Below are 17170 nucleotides of genomic sequence, written 5' to 3'. Positions count from 1 at the left end.
CAATGTCGAGATTGGAAGACAAGGTCGCCATCATCACCGGCGGCGGAACAGGAATTGGCGAGGCGACTTGCGAACGTTTTGTGCAGGAAGGTGCGCGCGTCGCCATCTTCGATGTCAATGTCGCCGCCGCGGAAAGCACGGCGGAGCGGTTGCGCGCGCAAGGCTATGAGGCGATTGCCATCATGGTCGATGTGACGAAGGAGGCCACGATCGTCGCCGGCGTTCAGCAGGTGGTCGATCGCTGGGGCAAGATCGATATTCTCGTCAACAATGCCGGCATTCCCGGTGCCAACAAGTTCACCCATGAGGCGACGGTCGAGGAATGGGATCTCGTCTTTGCCGTCAATACGCGGGGGCCATTTCTCTGCAGCAAGCATGTATTGCCGCATATGATGGCGGCGAAGCGTGGCGCCATCGTCAATTTCTCATCAATCTACGGCTTGATCGGCAATGATGATCTGCCGCCCTATCACGGCACCAAGGGTGCGGTACTGATGATGACCAAGACCGATGCCGTTTGTTACGCGCCCTATGGCATTCGTGTGAACTGCGTTCATCCCGGCTCCGTTAAAACGCCTTTGTTCATGAAAGCGGGCGAAACCTATCCGGGCGGCCTCGATCATTATATCGAGGTTATGAGCCGCAAACATCCGCTGACCTTGGGCGAGCCTGTGGACGTCGCAAACTGTGTGTTGTTCCTGGCCTCGGACGAGGCCCGCTTCGTGACCGGCGCCAGCCTGGTCTGCGACGGCGGCTATACCGCGCAATGATCATGACCCCTGCAATTGACAGCTTCTTCCGGCTTGATGGGCGTGTCGCTCTCGTTACCGGCGCGCGGCGCGGCATTGGCTTTGCTATCGCAACGCGCTTGGCGGAAATGGGCGCGACCGTTGTCTTGGCAGATAGCGCGGTCACTGTGTCAGACGCGGCGCAAACACTAGCCGATCAGGGATACGCCGCTTCCTCCATCGTTTTCGACGTCACGGACCGCAAGGCCGTGGATGCCGCGATTGACGATGTCGTCGTGATCCATGGCGCGATCGACATTCTGGTGGCGAATGCGGGTATTTCCTACGAAGCCGATAGTGCGACCCATTCGGATGAGGATTGGCGGCGTGTCATGGCCATCAATCTCGATGGCGTGTTCTTTGTGATCCGTCATGTCGGCACGCATATGATTAGACAGAAACGCGGCGCCATCGTCGCGATATCCTCCATCGCCGGTGTCAAATATGTCCAGCCTGAGCATCACCTCGGCTATGACGTCACCAAGGCGGGCGTTGCCCACATGTGTAAGGTGCTGGGCTGCGAATGGGCGCCGCATAATGTGCGCGTCAATGCCGTGGGTCCGGGCTATACAGACACCGAGATGCTCGCCGATGTCGGCAGCGCCCATCCTGAGGTCTTGAAGCGGTGGCTTGACGATATTCCTATGGGCCGTTTGATGGACCGGCGGGAAATCGCCAATGCCGTCACCTTTCTCGCCTCTGACGCTGCCAGTGGAATCACGGGCCATCTGCTGATGGTCGATGGTGGTTACAGCGTGTCCTGATGCGATGGGAGCTTAACGCGGCGGCCGCGTCATAAGCCGGCCTGCGCTTTTTTAGACCGAGATCTCTGCGAGAGCGAGGAAAGCGATAAAGACGCTCAGTGGCACAAGGTGCGAAAAGTCGCGGTGGCGCAGAACGGTCACGACCGCTGCCACCATGATGACCGCGCCCAGTGCGAGGCCTGGAATGCGCGTGACAGGGAGGGCAATCAACACGGCGCTGATCATCTCCAGTCCGCCCGTCACGATGCCCCACCAGCGGGGGTAGCCCCAGCGAACGAAATCGCTACGCGTCCCTTGCGTGCCGATCGCGTTGAAAAGGCCGGCGCCAAAGAACCCGGCCACGAGAAGCCAGATCGAAATAGTATGGACCATCTCAGCGCGCTCCAATTAACATGGGTATGGCGGTCAAAATCACGGCCAATCCGGCTACAATCTCCCGCACTGCTTTGAGGCGAAGCCACCAGGCAATGTGGGTGCCATCTTCAGGCAGGGGCAAGCCGAAACTGCGTGTCGCGGTCATCGGGCTCACGATAGAGGTGATGGCGATCGCGACAATCGCGAGCGCCAGGACCAAAGCTACTCCGAGTGGAAGCCAATGCATGACACTGTCCTTTCTGGCCAAATCAGACGATCTAGCGTTGCTAGGATAGATAATATAGCATTGCTAGATCGTCAAGCATCAGTATGGTGCCCAGATATGCGTGTCGATAGGTCTGGGAGATCAGGGATTGAGTATCGCCGAGCGGAAAGGACGGGACCGGGCTGAGCGCGAGGATCGCATCATCGCGGCAGCGCGCGTGATCGCGGAGCGTGAGGGATGGGATGCCGTTACCATCCGCCGCCTGGCCCATGAAATCGAATATAGTCAGCCAGTGCTCTACTCACATTTCGAGAATCGGGATGCCATTGTCGCCGCCGTTGCAGTCGAGGGATTTAAGGACATTACAGTCGCTCTTCGGGAAGCGGCAAGCGGCTCGACCGGGCAACAAGACGCCCTCCAGAATGTTGCCATGGCCTATCTGGTCTTTGCGCTCAGCCGTCCTGCACTTTACGAAGCCATGTTGATCCTGCCGACGCCTTTGCGGTTCGCGGAAAGTGGCACCAGACCGGAGCTACGGGCCGCTTTCGGGGCACTTGCGGCCGTCGTGACGCCATTCTGTGTCGATGTCGATCTCGTCACTGAGACGTTTTGGGCGGCCCTTCATGGGCTCGCTGCACTCGAACGTTCAGGCCGTATTCGGCCCAGCGCGCGCGGCGAACGCATCGCACTTGTTGTTCGGGCGGTTATGTCTTCTTGTCGCGCTTAGCTTCGCGTGACGATGTCTTTTTTGCGTGGCTTCCAGATGTGGCGCAGTCATGATTCTGCGAGAAGGGATAGGTTTCGTGTTCCCGAAGCTCATGGAATTTCGACTCATCCGTCGATCTGGCGGAAGAGCGCAAGCTCTTCATGAGACAGCACAGCGCGAATGGCTGGCACACGGCAACGCAAGCGGCTAGAAAAGACGACCAAGTTGGGACTGTGGCAAAGTAATATTCTATGACATCTGTCGGAGCGACGACTGTAGTTCGGCCATTGGCTCATCTGTCCGATGACATCTTGGCGCGCACAATAGAGACTGAGCGGCAGGGTCTGGTCGCGCTCCAGGCGGCCCTTCCCCTCGGCCTGGCCAAATCCTTTGTTGCTACGGCCGAACTCATCGAGCGGAGTGGCGGTCGCGTCATCGTAACGGGCATGGGAAAGTCAGGTCTGATCGGCCGAAAAATTGCGTCCACCCTGGCGAGCACGGGGACGCCAAGCCACTTCGTCCACTCTGCCGAGGCGAGTCATGGGGACCTTGGTATGATTGCCCAGACGGACGTCGTCTTGGCGCTGTCTTGGTCGGGCGAGACGCCGGAGCTCGCGGATATCGTCGCATATACACGGCGCTTCGACATCAAGCTCGTGGCGCTCACATCCCGGCCTGACAGCGCGCTGGGGCGAGCCGCGGATATCGGTCTATTTCTGCCGGTCAGTGAGGAGGCTTGCCCGAACGGGCTCGCTCCGACCACGAGCACCACGATGCAACTCGTGGCCGGCGATGCTCTGGCGGTGATGCTGCTGGAACGGCGCGGATTCTCTGCCAGTGATTTCCAACGCTTCCATCCGGGGGGCAAGCTTGGCTCCAGGCTTTTGACGGTCGGGCAGATTATGCACCAAGGCGATGCACTGCCGATCGTGCGTCGAGGTGCCACGCTCTCGGCGGGCATCGTTGAAATGACGTCGAAGCGGTTTGGCATCGCGGCCGTGGTTGATGAGGCAGGCCATCTCGTCGGGGTCTTGACCGATGGCGACCTGCGTCGCGCCTTCAGTGCGGCCTTCGTTGACATTCCAGTCGAACAAGCCATGGGGAAACGGCCGCAGGCCGTAACGGCAGATGTCCTTGCCGCGAAGGCTCTGGCGCAGATGAACGATGCGCGCATCACATGCATCTTCGTCTTGGAAGGCGATGTTCCTGTCGGCCTTGTTCATATCCATGACCTGCTGAGAGCGGGCATCGCCTAGATTGGATACGCCGCGTGCTGGTCGCGTTTGGTGGTTCTTGCTAGGCAGTGTCCTATGAACCCGATTGTCATCATACCCGCACGGATGAGCTCCACGCGGTTGCCCGATAAGCCGATGGCGATGATCCATGGGCAGCCAATGATCGTGCACGTATGGCGCCGCGCGATGGAGACCGGTCTGGGGCGGGTGATTGTGGCGACGGACCACCCCGCAATCGCCGCTGCGGTCTCGGATGTCGGGGGTGAGGTTGTCATGACCCGGCCTGACCATCCGTCCGGTACAGACCGTTTGGCTGAAGCTCTGGCTCAGGTGGATCCGCGGGGTCATCATGATGTGGTCGTCAATTTCCAGGGTGACCTCCCAACTGTTTCCCCTGGGGTGACGCTCGCCACCGTCGCCTTGCTCAATCAATCGGAAGTGTCGCTCGCGACCCCGGTGGCTGAAATTACGAACATGCGAGAGGCCGAAGCCCCCAGCGTGGTCAAGATGATAGGGGTGCCGCTGGGAGAGGGGCGCTTCCGAGTCTTGTATTTCACCCGGGCTCAAGCGCCTTGGGGCGAGGGGCCCTTGTACCATCACATCGGTCTTTATGCATGGCGCCGTGAGGCCTTCGATGCATTCGTGGCTTTGCCGCCCTCATCGCTTGAATTGCGTGAGAAATTGGAACAGCTACGGGCGCTTGAAGCCGGAATGAAAATCCATGCCATCTTGGTCAAAGACGTACCGTTGGGGGTGGATACAGCGGCCGACCTGGAGCGTGCGCGTGACATGCTCAAATCATGAGACTATTGCGGCCCACGCACCCGGCATCGATGACGTCGTAGCATCGATGCGCTGGACGCCGTGGACGAAGGGCCCTCCGCGCCAGGGGCCTGATCGCGCCGGCCGAGTTCTATAGACCCGTCAACCCGCCGCTTCGGTGAGCCGGCGCGCCGCGCGGTCGCGGCCGATGAGCGGCAACAGATCCTTCAAGTCCGGCCCGCTGTCCTCGCCCGTCAGTGCCAGGCGCAGCGGATGGAACAGCGTCTTGCCCTTGCGTGCCGTCTCTGCGCCCAGCGCCTTGGTCCAGACGCCGGCGATCGTCGCATCCCAAGGCTCCGGCGGCAGCAGGTCGCGCGCGGTGTGCAGGAACGTCGCCTCCTCGAGCATCGTCGGTGGGATGATGTCCTCCGCTACGATGCGCCACCAATCCCGCGCCTCGGACATGAGGTCGAGATTGCCCCGCACGGCGAGCCAAAAGGCCTCGGTCGCTGTCGGGGGCAGGCGGTCCGCGACCTCCGCGAAGGTCAAGCGATGCAGCAGATGGCGGTTGATGGCCAGCAACTGGCGCGGATCGAAAGCGGCAGCGGAATGGGACATGCGGCCGAGATCGAAACTCTCGACCAACTCCTGCCGCGTGAGGGGCAGCATGTCATCGGCCGAACCGAGGCGGGCGAGATAGGCGATGATGGCGTCAGGCTCCAGCCCATCCTTGCGCAGGCTGCGCAGCGAGAGCGAGTCGAAACGCTTGGACAGTTTGCCGCCCTCACCATCCGTCAAGAGCGGCAGATGGCCGAAGGTGATACCACCGGCTTTCCGGCCGCCGCTCGCATGGCGATGCGCGGTGTCGAGGGCATGGATCAGGTCGATTTGAATGCCGGTATTGGTGATGTGGTCCTCGCCACGGATGATGTGCGTGACACCGAATTCCATGTCATCGACGACCGAGGTGAAGGTGTAGAGGAAGGTGCCGTCGGCGCGGATCAGCACGGGGTCGGACACGGCGGTGAGTTTCACCTGCCGCTCGCCGAGCACGAGATCATTCCAGGTGATGGTCTGCGGCGAAAGTTTGAAGCGCCAGTAAGGGGTTTTGCCATTGGCTTCGGCGGCGGCACGCTGCTCCTCCGTGAGCTGCAGCATGGCGCGATCATAGATCGGCGGCAATTTCCGCTTCAGGCGCATCACGCGCTTGGCGGCGAGTTCCTCCTCGCTCTCGAAGCACGGATAGAGGTGTCCGGACTCCTTCAGACGCTCAGCGGCGGCAGCGTAACGATCGATCCGCTCAGACTGGCGCGCGAACTGGTCCCAATCGAGGCCGAGCCAGCGCAGATCTTCTTGAATAGCGTCTTCATATTCGGTGCGGGAACGCGCGACATCGGTGTCGTCCATGCGCAGCATGACCTGGCCGCCATGGCGCCGGGCGAAGAGGAAATTCGCGACCGCGATGCGCAGATTGCCGACATGGAGATAGCCGGTGGGACTCGGCGCGAAGCGGAGGAGAGGGGAAGCGGCAGGCATTGGATGATCCTAGATGGCGCGAGGAGGCGGCGAAAGAATGGTGGAATGCGCTGCGCTTTTCCACCCTACGCAGCGTAGGGCGGAAAAGCGCAGCGCATTCCGCCAGGTTCAGCCCTTGGCGGAACCGTTCCGGCGTTGCAACAGGAATTCGCGGCCGAGCTTCACGCGCGCCTCGCCGTCATAGGCAATGATATCGGCCGTTGCGTAGGTCTCATGCCAATGATCGGGAATGAAGCTGCCGGTACCGACGATGTCGATCGGGGCTTTCGCATCCGCCATGACGCGGCACTTATCGACGCCGAAACCGGAGGAGGCGACAATGCGCACCTTCGGGAAGCCGGCCTCGTCCAGGGCCTCGCGCATCCGCCAGATGGCGGCGGCGGACACGCCGGTGCCGACGAGGTGACGCAGCTCGGCGTCGCTGCGATACCGGCGGATGGCGACGGGGTCGTGACGCTCCAACACCGCATAGCTCGTCGCAGGGTCGAGCGTTTCGAGGAAGCGACCGCCATGCGTGTCGAGGCGTACGCTGAGCCGGCCCTCAGCCGCCAGGTCGGGGAAGCGTCGGCAGACTTCCAGGCCATCGGTGATTTCCCGGCCGAAGTAATCGACCAGAACCGTCAGCGGATCCTTGGGAAAGGTCTCGCGATACATTTCGGCAGCGCGCAGCGTGGACCCGGCGTAGCCGATCAGGGCATGCGGCATGGTGCCCAGGCCGCGCGGTGCGCCGAAGAAATGCGCCGTCGCGTCATTGGCATTGCCGATGAAGCCCTTCGCACCTTCGCGCTGGGCGGCGCGGCTGCCGACGGCGGCACCATAGGACATCATCGCCTGCATCTCGGTGCCCGCGCAGTGCCGCGCTTCCATGGCGAGGAAGGTGACCTCGGGCAGGGCGATGCACATCTGATAGGCGTGGTGGGCCGCGACGCAGACCGAGCCGAGCTTTTGCAGGATCAGCGTTTCGAGATCGGTGAGATGAACGTAGCTGCCGGAGATATAGAGCAGCGGCTCACCGGCGCCGACCCACTCGCCTTCGGCATGCAGCACCTCGATGTCGAAGACGGTTTTACGCGCCGCCGCGACTTCGAGAATCCAGTCGAGCATGAGCTTCGGCGCAGAAATCACCGGCCGCCGGAGGAAGACCGCGTAGGTGACGGTCTTGTCCCCGAAGCGGCTGACGATCTGCTTGGTCTTGTTGAAATAGGTATCGGTATAGGCGGCGATCGTTTCCGAGCGCACCAGATCATCCGCCACCAGCGTGTCCATCTCGGTCGTCCTAGGCCGCAACGACGGCGGCGGGGGTCGGCAGCCGTCGCGCCTTGAGTTCCTCGGCGACGAGGAAGGCGAGTTCGAGGGACTGCTCGGCGTTCAGGCGCGGATCGCAGAAGGATTCGTAGCGACGGCCGAGATCGGCCTCCGTCAAGCGATGCGCGCCGCCGACGCATTCCGTCACTTCCTGGCCGGTCATTTCCACATGGATGCCGCCGGGCCAGGTGCCTTCCGCCGCATGCGCCTCGAAGAAGCCGCGCACCTCACCGAGGATGGAATCGAAGCGGCGCGTCTTGCGGCCATGGGTGGTCGAGATGGTGTTGCCATGCATGGGATCGCAGAGCCACACGACTGATGCGCCGGACTGGCGCACAGCGCGCAGCAGACGCGGCAGCTTGCTCTCCACCTTGTCCACACCCATACGACTGATCAGCGTCAACCGCCCCGGCTCGTTGGACGGGTTGAGGGCGTCGATCAGGCGCAGCAGATCCTCAGGCTCGGTGCTCGGGCCAACCTTCAACCCGATCGGGTTGCGGATGCCACGCATGAACTCGACATGCGCGCCATCGAGATGCCGGGTGCGGTCGCCGATCCAGACGAAATGCGCCGAACAGGCATAGGTTTCGCCGGTGGTGGAATCGACGCGGGCCAGCGCTTCCTCATAGGGAAGCAGAAGCGCCTCATGGCTGGTGTAGAACTCCGTCTCGCGGATCTGCGGGGCGGTTTCGGCTGTCATGCCGCAGGCCTTCATGAAGCTCAGCGTCTCATCGATGCGGGCGGCCAGATCCTGGTAGCGGGCGGCGAGGGGGCTGCGCTCGACGAAGCCGAGGTTCCAGGCATGGACGCTGTGCAGATCGGCATAGCCGCCCGTCGCGAAGGCGCGCAGCAGATTGAGCGTGCCGGCGGACTGGAAATAGCCGGTTTCCATGCGCGTGGGATCAGGTATCCGCGCTTCAGAGGTGAAGGCGGGGCCGTTGATGATGTCGCCGCGATAGCTGGGCAGCGTCTCCCCGTCGATCGTCTCGTTGTCGGAGCTACGTGGCTTGGCGAACTGGCCGGCCATGCGGCCCATCTTCACTACGGGCACGCTGCTGCCGAAGGTCAGCACCACCGCCATCTGCAACAGCACCCGGAAGGTGTCGCGGATGATATTGGCGGTGAAATCATCGAAGCTTTCGGCGCAATCGCCACCCTGAAGCACGAAGGCGCGGCCGGCCGCGACCTCGGCGAGGGAGGCCTTCAGGCGGCGCGCCTCACCGGCAAACACCAACGGCGGATAGCGGCGCAGGCGCGCTTCGACGGCCGAGAGGCGCTGCGGGTCGGGATAGACCGGCATCTGCCGCACCGGAAAGCCACGCCAGCTGGCGGGGGTCCACGGAGAGGGCTGAGTGTCGAGAGGACGGCTGGAACCCGCCAAGCTCATGGTCTTTTCCTCGTATTCGCATCCTCCAACCTGGTGGCTGGCATGATGCCGTTCGCACGCCATGGATCACAGTCTGTCCAGGCGCAGTCGGCGCTTATCCGCCGAAATCGGCTAAAAGGCTACTCGGCCGCTTCTGCTATGCCCGCAACGCGGGTCCGCGTGCGCATGGTCACGAATTCCTCGGCCGAGGTTGGGTGGATGCCGATGGTACGATCGAAATCCTGCTTCGTGGCACCCATCTGCACGGCGATGCCAATGCCTTGCATGATCTCGGCCGCGTCCTCCCCCAGCATATGGGCGCCGAGCACCTTCTGGCTGCGCTGATCGACGACGAGCTTCATAATGGTCTTCCGGCCCTGGCGGCCGGTGAGGGTGTGGCGCAACAGCGAGAAGCGGCTGACATAAATGTCCATCGGGCCAAGCAGGGCGGCCTCCTCCTCCGTCAACCCGACGGTCGCCATCGGCGGGCTGGAGAAGACGGCGGTCGGCACGTTATGCAGCGAGGCCTCGCGCGGATTGTGGCCGAACAGGGTATCGGCCAGGGCGTGGCCCTCGGCGATCGCGACGGGGGTGAGGTTGAGACGATCGGTGACATCGCCGATGGCATAGATATGCGGCACATTCGTGTGGCTGCCGTCATCGACCGCGATCGCGCCGGAGGCGTTCAGCTTGACGCCAGAGGCTTGGAGACCCAGCCCATCGACATTCGGCACGCGGCCCGTGGTCATGACGACGTAATCGACCGCGATCTCGGTCACGTCCGACAGATGGACCAGACGGCCCTCGCCCTCAGCCGTGATCTGCGTCGGCAGCACGCCGTGATGAATGATGACACCCTGCGCTTCGAGTGCCTCGGCCACCGCCTGCCTCATGTCGCCGTCGAACCCCCGCAGCGGCAGGGGTTGGCGGTAGATCAGATGCACTTCGGTGCCGAGGCCGGCGAAGATGCCGGCGAATTCTACGGCGCTGTAGCCTCCGCCGATAATGGCGAGGCGCGCCGGCCGCTCAGGCAAATAGAACAGGTCGTCGGTGATGCCGGCGAGTTCGGCCCCGGGAATGGCCGCCCTGCGGGGCGTGCTGCCGGTGGCGATGACGATGTGCTCGGCGGTCATGCGCTTGCCGCCGACATCCAGCGTATGGGGGTCGAGAAAACGTACATGCGCCTCGAAGGTCTTGGCGCCGGCGCGTTGCAGCATGGAGGCGTAGATCGCCTTGAGGCGGTCGATCTCAGTGTCCTTGGCGGCGACGAAGCCCTTCCAGTCGAAGCCAGCTTTCGTCGCGTCCCAGCCGAAGGCGCGCGCATCCTCGACCCAGGCGCCGTATTCCGCCGCCTGGACCATGAGCTTCTTGGGCACGCAGCCGACATTGACGCAGGTGCCCCCCCAGAAGCGTTCCTCGGCCACACCGACGCGGGCGCCGTGGGTCGCGCTGATGCGGGCGCAGCGTGTGCCACCGGAGCCGCCGCCGATGACGAAGAGGTCGAAATCATACGAGGACATGCGAAATCCGCCTGCGAGAAGGTCGTTCTAAAATAAGCATGATGGCGCGACAGTCAAAGCGATGGCTGCGGTGCCCCGCTTCGGCGCTATGGCTGATGGGCTGGCGGCTCGTCCCCAAGGTCGGCCGGGATATCCGCAACATCCTGAAGAAGGCTCAGTGCGGCGGCGACATCCGCCCGCGCGGCGCGCCCCTGGAGATCACGCAATCCGCGGCGATGACCTAACCCTTCCGAGATGAGGGACACGAGAAGCTGGTTGATCGACACCTTTTCTTCTACCGCTGCGGCTTTGGCCTGCGTCAGGATGTGTTCGGGAACCCGAAGGGCGAATCCGCTCACGATGATCTCCTTTAATCGGATGGGCTCATTGCAAACTGCTCAGATACTCGCCCGCAGACATCACACGAAGGCCGAAGGCCTCTACTGCGGGGTGACGAAAATGCTTGTCTCGTGACAGGATAATGGAAGCGTTCGCGGCAAGAGCACAGTCGATATAAGGGTCGTCTGCTGGATCATCCAGGAATGGCCGGAAGTGGAACCATGGCTCAACAAGCGCCCCAACGGCACATATCGCATCGAGTATTCCGTCGATCTGCACCGCGCTGATCCAAGGAGTCCCGCCGAGAATGCCCGGCCTCTTCAAGACGCTCTCGTATTCCACAATGATGGCCGGAGACACGGCGAAGAGGATCCTGCCTGACAACATTCCGGTTTACACCAGAAACGACGCTCCGTTCCGAGACCGAAGAGCGCTCAGAACAACGTTCGCATCGGCGATGATCACCCAAAAGACGATATCGCATACGATATCACTCCTGCAAGCTAATTGCCTTGCCACGAAGGAGTTCCAAGCCGCGACGTCGTAGGGTGGAAAAGCGTAGCGCATTCCACTGAACGGCAGGTAATTGGTTTGATCCCAAACACTGGTCGTGGCACGGACGGATGTCTATACCAATCGCTCCGTCTCGCGATGAGGTCACCGACTATGGATCATTCAACCGCCGCCCTGTTCAACGAGCCGTTGGACAATCACTGGATGCCGTTCACGGCCAATCGGCAGTTCCGGGAGGCGCCGCGTATTATCGTGCGCGCGGAAGGCATCCATTACTGGAATCCGCAAGGCGACCGCATTATCGACGGCATTTCCGGTCTCTATACGACGCCCGCAGGACATGGCCGCGTCGAGATTCGCGAGGCCGTGACGAAGCAGATGGCCGAGCTCGACTACGCCCCTGCCTTCCAGTTCGGCACGCCCGGGTCCTTCCGTCTTGCCTCGATGCTGGCGGCGATGACGCCCGGCGATCTCAATCGTATCTTCTTCACCGGCGGCGGATCTGAATCGGTCGAGACCGCCTTGAAGATCGCGATCAATTATCACCGTGCCCGTGGCGAAGGGCAACGTCTGCGCCTGGTCGGTCGTGAGAAGGGCTACCACGGCGTCAACTTCGGTGGTTGGTCGGTCGGCGGGATGGTGAAGAACCGCCAGATGTTCGGCCTGGGCCTGCCCGGCGTTTCCCATATCCGCCATACCATGATCCCCGAAAACCGGTTTCAGATGGGTCAGGGCGAGCATGGCGGCGAAGCCTTGGCGGACGACCTGCAGCGTCAGGTCGATCTTTATGGCGCCGATACGATTGCGGCCTGCATCGTCGAGCCCATCGCGGGTTCGGTTGGAATTCTCGTTCCGCCCAAAGGCTACCTCGATCGCCTGCGCGCGATTTGCGACAAGCATGGCATCTTGCTGATCTTCGACGAAGTGATCTGCGGATTCGGCCGCACCGGACCGGCCTTCGGGTCGCAGGCCTTCGGCGTCACGCCCGATATCATGACCATGGCCAAGGCGATCAATAACGGCAATATTCCAATGGGCGCCGTCGCCGTGCGCGAGGGCATCTGCCAGACGATCATGGATGTCGCGGCACCCGACGCGATCGAGTTCTTTCACGGTTATACCTATTCGGCCCATCCGGTGGCCTGTGCGGCGGCAATCGCGGCGCTGCGGCTTTATGAGGATGATGACCTCTTCGCGCGCGGCCAGGCGCTGTCCCCGTATTTCCTGGACCTGATCGGGGGCATGCGCGACATGCCCATCGTGACAGATACACGAGGTTTCGGTTTACTCGGCGCCTTCGACCTCGCACCTGGCGCCACGCCGGGTGCCCGAGGCTTCGAGGTGATGAAGCGTTGCTTCGAGGCTGGGCTGGTGCCGCGTCTGGCGGGCGACACCGTCATTCTGGCGCCACCCTTCATTTGTGAAAAGTCCGACCTAGACGAGATGTTCGCAATATTGCGACATGTTCTTCGTAGTTTCTGAACGCTTTCATGAGGGGATCTTCATAAAGCTCCTCTCATCGACTGCAAAAATCGATCGTTTGCAATCGTGCGGCTGATCATATCAGTCTTTTGCATGGAACGATCATAAACTAGTTGACGCACAACCGAAGATGCGGAAGAAGCGTGACGCTTGTATCAGGCTTAGACGCGATTCGGTCTTGTTCTGAGAACAAGGTGGCGCGACAACTCTGACAATCATCGAGGTTTTGATGTCGAAAGCATTTCTCGCCCAGGTTATTCAAGAGTCCGCTGAAACAACGGGCGTCGCCGCCAATCGCGCTGCTACCGATGTGATGCAGGCGATTGTGAAGGAGCTGAAAAAGAGCGGCCGATTTACGCTTCCGAGCTTTGGAACCTTCATCGTTCGGAAGACAAAGGCGCGTAAGGGCCTCAACCCCCGCACCGGGGAATCGATCAAAGTCAAAGCCGGCAAAACAGTTCGCTTCAAGGCCTCTCCGTCCCTCAAGAAAGTCGTCTGAGGGCCGAAAGCCTTCAGGCAGCGACTGCGACGATGACAGAGGCTCCGTACGACCGTCTTTGGCTAGGCGGTCGCATAGCAACCATGCAGCCTGATGCTGCCGGCATCGGTATCATCGAGCGTGGTGCGGTGGCGTCACGGGATGGTCGGATCGCCTTCGTGGGTGAACAGGCCGATCTAGCGCCGAAGGTTTGGGCGCAGGAAACGATTCGGTTGGACGGTCAGTGGATCACGCCCGGCCTCGTCGATTGCCACACCCATATCGTGTATGCGGGCAATCGCGCGACGGAATGGGAGATGCGCCTCGGCGGCGCCAATTATGAAGATATCTCCCGCGCCGGGGGCGGCATCATGTCCTCCGTCCGTGCGGTGCGCGCGGCAAGCGAGGTTGCCCTTCTCGAACAGGCTCTGTTGCGGCTGGATCATCTGATGGCCGAAGGTGTCACCACGATCGAGGCGAAATCCGGGTACGGTCTGGACCTTGGCCAGGAAATCAAGCTGCTGCGAACGGCGCGTAGGCTGGGTGCGTCCCGGCCAGTGCGTCTGCTCACCACCTTCCTCGGCGCCCATGCCCTGCCCCCGGAGGCGGGGGGCGACAAGGAGGCTTTCATCGATCTCGTCTGCGATACCATGCTGCCGGCGATCGCGAAGCTTGGTTTGGCCGACGCCGTCGATGGCTTTTGCGAGGGCATCGCCTTCTCCCCCGCGCAGATGGATCGGGTGTTCCTGGCCGCCCGCGCGCTGGGTCTGCCGGTGAAGCTGCATGCCGACCAATTGTCGAATGGCGGCGGCGCGGCGCTCGCCGCCCGCCACGGGGCGCTCTCGGCCGATCACGTCGAATACACGGATGAGGCGGGCGCCGAGGCCATGGGCCGCGCCGGCACCGTCGCCGTGCTCTTGCCCGGCGCCTTTTATATGCTGCGGGAGAGGCAGGCGCCGCCCGTGGCCGCCTTCCGCCGGCATGGCGTGCGGATGGCGGTGTCCACGGACTGCAACCCCGGCACCGCGCCGCTTGTGTCACTGCTCCTGACCATGAACATGGCCGCCGTCCTGTTCGGCCTGACAGTTGACGAGGTTTTGGCCGGGGTGACGCGGGAGGCTGCGCGCGCCCTTGGAATCTTCAACGAGATCGGTTCGCTGGAGGTCGGCAAGGCCTGCGACCTGGCGATTTGGAACGTCGATCGACCGGCCGAAATCTTCCACACCCTTGGCCTCAATCCCCTCCATGCGCGGGTTTTCAGGGGACTCTGACGTGCCTTATGGTGTTTCGTTGCGCCGTTGCTGTTCCAGCGGCAGGTCATCCGACCGCTCGGCGCCGCCGCGCACCTCGCCCTCCGGCCCGATGCCTTTCTTGAAGGAAGGGTTCTGATTCAAGGAAGGCTTGGTGGTAGGCGACTTGGTGCTATCCTGTTGTGGTGTCTCGATGGGAAGATCATCGGGCGGCATTTGGCTCTCCTGACTCGTGACGCTGGCGATAGCCACGTTAATGGGCTGCCCTCGGTATGAGGAAAAGGGCACAAGGCTAATTCATCGGCGACGGGGGGCAAACGAACGCTTTATGGACACAACCCAAGACATCAGCTGGATCAGCGCCGCCCGCGCGATCATCGAGCCCGCTCACGGTTCCCAACCGGTCATTGACCTGATCAATGGGGCCGAAAAGACGATCGGTTTGAAGATGTTCACCTTCACGTCCGATGATATCGCCGAGGCGCTCCTCGCGGCCCAGAAGCGTGGCGTGAAGGTGCGTGTGATGCTCAACCCGGCCCGATCCTCCGGCAGCCGCGCCAATGACGATATGAAGATGCGGCTGCAAGCCGGTGGCGTCACGGTGTCCTGGAGCAGCCCGGCCTTCGCCGTGACCCATGAGAAGTCGATGGTGGTCGATAGCCGCTTCGCGATGATCGCCACCTATAATTTTGGCGTGAAATACTTCACCACCACGCGGGACTATGGCGTCATTACCGAGGATGCCAATGTCGTCGCCGAGATCGAGCAGTGCTTCCAGGCGGATTGGGACCGCCGCGAATTCGTGCGGCCCGAAAACAGCGCCCTGCTCTGGAGCAACCGCGGCTCCCGCGCGCTGATGTGTAACTTCATCGACCAAGCGAAGCATACCCTGGATGTCCAGCATCCAAAATTCGTCGATGCGGTGGTGCTAGATCGCCTGATCCAGGCCCATGAGCGTGGCGTGCGCGTGCGCGTGATTTGCGGCGGCAAGCACGGCATCAGCACCTGGGACATTCTGGATACCTTCGCGTCCCTACGCCTGATGAAGCTGAACGGCATCAAGATCCGCAAGCAAAAGACGCTGCGGCTTCACGCAAAGCTGCTTTTGGCGGATGGCCAGAAGGCCCTGATCGGCTCGATGAACATCGACCGCAGCGCCTTCGACCTCAGGCGTGAACTCGGCTGCTTCCTGGACGCACCTGAGGCGGTGGAGGCCTTCCACCAATGCTTCACGGACGACTGGCACGAAGCGAGCCACTACGATCCGCCAGACCCGCTGAGCGTCCATCTGATCGATGAGGACGATCACGCACACGACGCCGACCTCGTACACGAATAGCTCGCCATGACCGAAGCGGTGGCCGAGGAGGTCGAAGCGGAAAAGCCGCCACCCCATGCCACGGCATGGGAAATCGCGGTGACCTTCAACGAAATTTCCTTGTCGAGCTTCGGCGGCGGCCTGTCCGCCTGGTCACGGGAAATGGTGGTGGCGCGGCGCAAATGGATGGATGACGCTGAGTTCCTCAGCGCTATGACGATCTGTCGCATCCTGCCGGGCGCCAATCAGGTCAATGTCGCGGTCTTCGTCGGCACCAAGCTCGCCGGCGCACGGGGCGCCTTCGCAGCACTCGCCGGGTTGATCGCCATGCCGACACTCTTGCTTGTGGGCATCGCCGCACTCTATGCGGCCTTCCAGCATTCCCATGCCTTGCATCATGTACTGGATGGCTTCGCCGCCGCCGCCGTCGCGATGACCTTGCAGATGGTGTGGAAGACCGGTCGCACGACCCTGACATCGATCGTGCCGATCATCCTGTTCGCGGCGACCTTCGTGTTCAACGGCCTGCTGCGCTGGCCGCTGTGGTGGACGCTGCTGGCGACCGCCCCCTTCGGCATTGCCTGGGCCTGGAACCGTGCTCATCGCAAGGCGCTCGCTGTGAAGGCGCATGCGCCGTGACGTTGACCCTGGCGCTTCAGCTCTGCTCGGTGTTCGGCATCACCTCCCTGCTCGCCTTCGGGGGCGGCAATGCCGTCATTCCGCAATTCGAGCTGCTCACGGTCACCGTCCACCATTGGCTGACGGCGCAGCAGTTCACGGATTCCTTCGCCATCGCTCAAGCGGCGCCTGGACCCAGCACCCTGATCGTGAGCCTTCTGGGCTTTCGGGCCGGCGGCGTCTGGGGCGCGTTGATCGCGACGGCCGCCATGGTCATTCCGACCGGCATCATCGTCTGGGGGGTGGCCAAGCTATGGGACCGGGGACATGGCGAAAAGGTGTGGCGCCATGCCTTGCAGGATGGGATGGCGCCAATCGCCGTCGGGCTGATCCTGGCGGGCGGTGTCGTCGTGGCGCAACATGCCGAGTCCAATTGGGTCCAGCTGGCCATGACGGTCATCGCGACCGGCATTCTGTGCGTGAGCAAGACGAACCCGCTGATCGTCGCGGTGTCGTGTGGCGTCGTGGGCTACGTTTTGGGTGCGTAATCGGCGGAATGCGCTGCGCTTTTCCGCCCTACATATCGCGGCACTTTGTAGGGCGAATGAGCGAAGCGTTATTCGCCATGACG

Annotated in this window: 20 protein-coding genes; 11 read left to right on the top strand and 9 right to left on the bottom strand. The window is 62.2% G+C overall.

What is annotated here, in order from left to right:
* Positions 1–2: 2 nt before the first annotated feature.
* On the top strand, positions 3–770 hold the full coding sequence (locus QP803_RS16780; protein WP_284944618.1) for an SDR family NAD(P)-dependent oxidoreductase: 768 nt from the start codon (positions 3–5) through the stop codon (positions 768–770).
* Positions 771–772: 2 nt separating this feature from the next.
* Positions 773–1552 (top strand): SDR family NAD(P)-dependent oxidoreductase, encoded by a 780-nt coding sequence (locus tag QP803_RS16775; RefSeq protein ID WP_284944617.1) that lies wholly within the window; start codon positions 773–775, stop codon positions 1550–1552.
* A gap of 51 nt (positions 1553–1603) precedes the next feature.
* Here QP803_RS16775 and QP803_RS16770 read toward each other — a convergent pair whose 3' ends face one another.
* Both QP803_RS16770 and QP803_RS16765 read right to left on the bottom strand, forming a co-directional pair.
* Positions 1604–1924, bottom strand: coding sequence for a DoxX family protein (locus QP803_RS16770; RefSeq protein WP_284944616.1), 321 nt, complete (start codon positions 1922–1924; stop codon positions 1604–1606).
* A 1-nt stretch (position 1925) separates the two neighbouring features.
* Complete coding sequence (locus QP803_RS16765) at positions 1926–2126, bottom strand: DUF4267 domain-containing protein (RefSeq protein ID WP_284944615.1); 201 nt, start codon at positions 2124–2126, stop codon at positions 1926–1928.
* Positions 2127–2280: 154 nt separating this feature from the next.
* On the opposite strand from QP803_RS16765, the gene QP803_RS16760 reads away from it, so the two are divergent.
* The 3 genes from QP803_RS16760 to QP803_RS16750 all read left to right on the top strand — a co-directional run bounded on the left by QP803_RS16760 (position 2281) and on the right by QP803_RS16750 (position 4877).
* Positions 2281–2859 (top strand): TetR/AcrR family transcriptional regulator, encoded by a 579-nt coding sequence (locus QP803_RS16760; RefSeq protein WP_284944614.1) that lies wholly within the window; start codon positions 2281–2283, stop codon positions 2857–2859.
* A gap of 290 nt (positions 2860–3149) precedes the next feature.
* Positions 3150–4094, top strand: a complete 945-nt coding sequence (locus tag QP803_RS16755) for a KpsF/GutQ family sugar-phosphate isomerase (RefSeq protein ID WP_284944613.1) — start codon at positions 3150–3152, stop codon at positions 4092–4094.
* 54 nt (positions 4095–4148) lie between these two features.
* Positions 4149–4877, top strand: a complete 729-nt coding sequence (locus QP803_RS16750; RefSeq protein WP_284944612.1) for a 3-deoxy-manno-octulosonate cytidylyltransferase — start codon at positions 4149–4151, stop codon at positions 4875–4877.
* Between the two features lie 120 nt (positions 4878–4997).
* Here QP803_RS16750 and gltX read toward each other — a convergent pair whose 3' ends face one another.
* The 6 genes from gltX to QP803_RS16720 all read right to left on the bottom strand — a co-directional run bounded on the left by gltX (position 4998) and on the right by QP803_RS16720 (position 11267).
* Positions 4998–6371 (bottom strand): glutamate--tRNA ligase, encoded by a 1374-nt coding sequence (gltX, locus tag QP803_RS16745; protein WP_284944611.1) that lies wholly within the window; start codon positions 6369–6371, stop codon positions 4998–5000.
* A 108-nt stretch (positions 6372–6479) separates the two neighbouring features.
* On the bottom strand, positions 6480–7637 hold the full coding sequence (locus QP803_RS16740) for a nicotinate phosphoribosyltransferase (protein ID WP_284944610.1): 1158 nt from the start codon (positions 7635–7637) through the stop codon (positions 6480–6482).
* 10 nt (positions 7638–7647) lie between these two features.
* Complete coding sequence (locus tag QP803_RS16735; RefSeq protein ID WP_284944609.1) at positions 7648–9063, bottom strand: class II 3-deoxy-7-phosphoheptulonate synthase; 1416 nt, start codon at positions 9061–9063, stop codon at positions 7648–7650.
* A 119-nt stretch (positions 9064–9182) separates the two neighbouring features.
* Positions 9183–10562 carry a glutathione-disulfide reductase gene (gene gorA / locus QP803_RS16730; protein WP_284944608.1) on the bottom strand — a complete coding sequence of 460 codons (1380 nt, stop codon included), beginning with the start codon at positions 10560–10562 and terminating at the stop codon, positions 9183–9185.
* A gap of 86 nt (positions 10563–10648) precedes the next feature.
* Complete coding sequence (locus QP803_RS16725) at positions 10649–10900, bottom strand: hypothetical protein (RefSeq protein ID WP_284944607.1); 252 nt, start codon at positions 10898–10900, stop codon at positions 10649–10651.
* A 25-nt stretch (positions 10901–10925) separates the two neighbouring features.
* Entirely contained in the window at positions 10926–11267 is a 342-nt protein-coding gene (locus QP803_RS16720; protein WP_284944606.1) for a PIN domain-containing protein, read from the bottom strand.
* Between the two features lie 279 nt (positions 11268–11546).
* Between QP803_RS16720 and aptA the strand changes: the two genes are divergently transcribed.
* The 3 genes from aptA (at position 11547) to hutI (ending at position 14624) form a co-directional block, all read left to right on the top strand.
* Positions 11547–12875, top strand: a complete 1329-nt coding sequence (aptA, locus tag QP803_RS16715; RefSeq protein WP_284944605.1) for an omega-aminotransferase AptA — start codon at positions 11547–11549, stop codon at positions 12873–12875.
* A 229-nt stretch (positions 12876–13104) separates the two neighbouring features.
* On the top strand, positions 13105–13374 hold the full coding sequence (locus QP803_RS16710; RefSeq protein ID WP_284944604.1) for an HU family DNA-binding protein: 270 nt from the start codon (positions 13105–13107) through the stop codon (positions 13372–13374).
* Positions 13375–13457: 83 nt separating this feature from the next.
* Complete coding sequence (gene hutI / locus QP803_RS16705) at positions 13458–14624, top strand: imidazolonepropionase (protein WP_434082862.1); 1167 nt, start codon at positions 13458–13460, stop codon at positions 14622–14624.
* Between the two features lie 6 nt (positions 14625–14630).
* On the opposite strand, the gene QP803_RS16700 is transcribed toward hutI, so the two are convergent.
* Positions 14631–14819: a hypothetical protein gene (locus QP803_RS16700; protein ID WP_284944602.1), complete on the bottom strand. Its 189-nt coding sequence runs from the start codon at positions 14817–14819 to the stop codon at positions 14631–14633.
* 112 nt (positions 14820–14931) lie between these two features.
* On the opposite strand from QP803_RS16700, the gene QP803_RS16695 reads away from it, so the two are divergent.
* From QP803_RS16695 to QP803_RS16685, 3 genes are read left to right on the top strand one after another with little or no spacing between them, the layout of a single operon-like run.
* Complete coding sequence (locus tag QP803_RS16695; RefSeq protein ID WP_284944601.1) at positions 14932–15942, top strand: phospholipase D-like domain-containing protein; 1011 nt, start codon at positions 14932–14934, stop codon at positions 15940–15942.
* A 6-nt stretch (positions 15943–15948) separates the two neighbouring features.
* Positions 15949–16560, top strand: a complete 612-nt coding sequence (locus QP803_RS16690) for a chromate transporter (protein WP_284944600.1) — start codon at positions 15949–15951, stop codon at positions 16558–16560.
* On the top strand, positions 16557–17087 hold the full coding sequence (locus QP803_RS16685; RefSeq protein ID WP_284944599.1) for a chromate transporter: 531 nt from the start codon (positions 16557–16559) through the stop codon (positions 17085–17087). The genes QP803_RS16690 and QP803_RS16685 overlap by 4 nt, the downstream gene beginning before the upstream one ends.
* The last annotated feature ends 83 nt before the right edge of the window (positions 17088–17170 follow it).

The organism is Acidisoma sp. PAMC 29798 (assembly GCF_030252425.1).
Classification (GTDB): domain Bacteria; phylum Pseudomonadota; class Alphaproteobacteria; order Acetobacterales; family Acetobacteraceae; genus Acidisoma; species Acidisoma cladoniae.
This window is presented reverse-complemented; position numbering and strand designations above follow the sequence as displayed.